The organism is Kitasatospora sp. NPDC004272 (genome assembly GCF_053603035.1).
In genome coordinates, this window is record NZ_JBSGET010000200.1 from 1 (window position 1) to 1,550 (window position 1,550).

Annotated in this window: 1 protein-coding gene; it reads left to right on the plus strand. The window is 70.1% G+C overall.

The window, feature by feature from the left end:
- Positions 1-15 precede the first annotated feature (15 nt).
- The coding region (locus ACWEO5_RS35990; protein WP_452166314.1) for a ricin-type beta-trefoil lectin domain protein at positions 16-1,550 on the plus strand (1,535 nt) is incomplete at its 3' end.

Consider the following 1,550-nt stretch of genomic DNA (forward strand, 5'->3'; position numbering starts at 1 on the left):
AGCGTCCCGATCACCGTGCCCAGCAACCAGTGGGGCACCCACACCCTGTACGTCCGCGCCGTCGACAACGCGGGCAACACCCAGCCCGCCGCCACCGCCTACAGCTTCTACGCCCCGTGGAACCCGACCGCCAAGGTCACCGCGGGCGACCTGGACGGCGACGGCACGCCCGACCTGCTGGCCACCGCCACCGACGGCAACCTGACGCTGATCGGCGGCAACACCGACCCCAGCACCACCCCGGCCACCGTCTCCACCCCGGCGCAGAGCCCCGAGTCCGACGGCTGGGACAAGTACCTGATCGCCCACCGCGGCAGCATCGTCGGACAGGACAAGGACGACCTGTTCGCCTACCAGAAGCAGACCCACAAGCTCTACGTCTACAAGAACGACGCGACCGCGACCCCGCCCGGCACCGCCGGACACTTCACCCTCGCAGCAGACGTCCAGGGACCGTTGCATCGTTCCGCGTGCGTGGCCACGGCGGCGGGCAACTGCTCCGGCTACAACGCGGCGGACTGGTCCTCAGTCACCCAGATGGTCGCCCCCGGGACGCTCTCCACCGACGCCTACAACGCCGCCCACCCCACCCAGAAGGTCGGGCCGGCCGCCGACCTGATCACCGTCGAGAACGGCAAACTCTGGTACCACATCTCCGGAGCCGACCCGAGCAGCTACTTCGACACCGCCTACCAGATCGGCACCGGCGACTGGAACATCACCGCCCTGATCGGCATCGGCAACGTGGGCGCCGTCGTGGCCGGCACTACCTCCAGCGGCGGCATCCCAACCCTCTGGGTCCGTGACGATACCACCGGCGCTATCCGCAGCTATCCGCTCTCCTTCGACACTTACGGCATTCCGACCAGCAGCCTTCCCGCGCCGACCCATCAACCGCTGGTCTCCACGCTGAAGTCCGCGGCCGGAAAGCAGATGTGCCTGGACGTCAACCAGGGCGACACCGACGGCAGCGCGGCGCAGGTCGCGGAGTGCAACGGCTCCGACCCGCAGGCCGTGACCCTGGGCACCGACAACACCATCCGCCTGCTGGGCAAGTGCCTGGACGTCAACGGTGCCGGCACCGCCAAGGGCACCGCCGTCCAGCTCCGGCAGTGCAACCAGGACGTCGGCCAGCAGTGGCTGCCCGGCGGCACCACCGGCTCACTGGTCAACCCGCACTCCGGCCTATGCCTGGACGCCACCGGCACCAACCCGCAGCCCGGCGCCCCACTGGAACTGTGGGACTGCAACAGCGGCGCCAACCAGAACTGGACCGGCACCGGCCTGCTCCCCGCCACCCAACAGATCCTCCCGCCGAGCCTCGGCGCCAGGAGCTACCCGGCAGTCACCACCCCCGGTGACGTGAACGGCGACGGCAACCCCGAGCTGTACGGAATCGGCCCCGACGGCCGGATCACCAACCGCCCCGGCACCCCCCTGCCCACCACGCAGGTCACCGACCGGTGGAAGCTCGCCGACACCACCGACAGCGCCCGCACCAACAACCTGACCCTGAACGGCGGCGCCACCCTCGGCACCGACAACGGCCG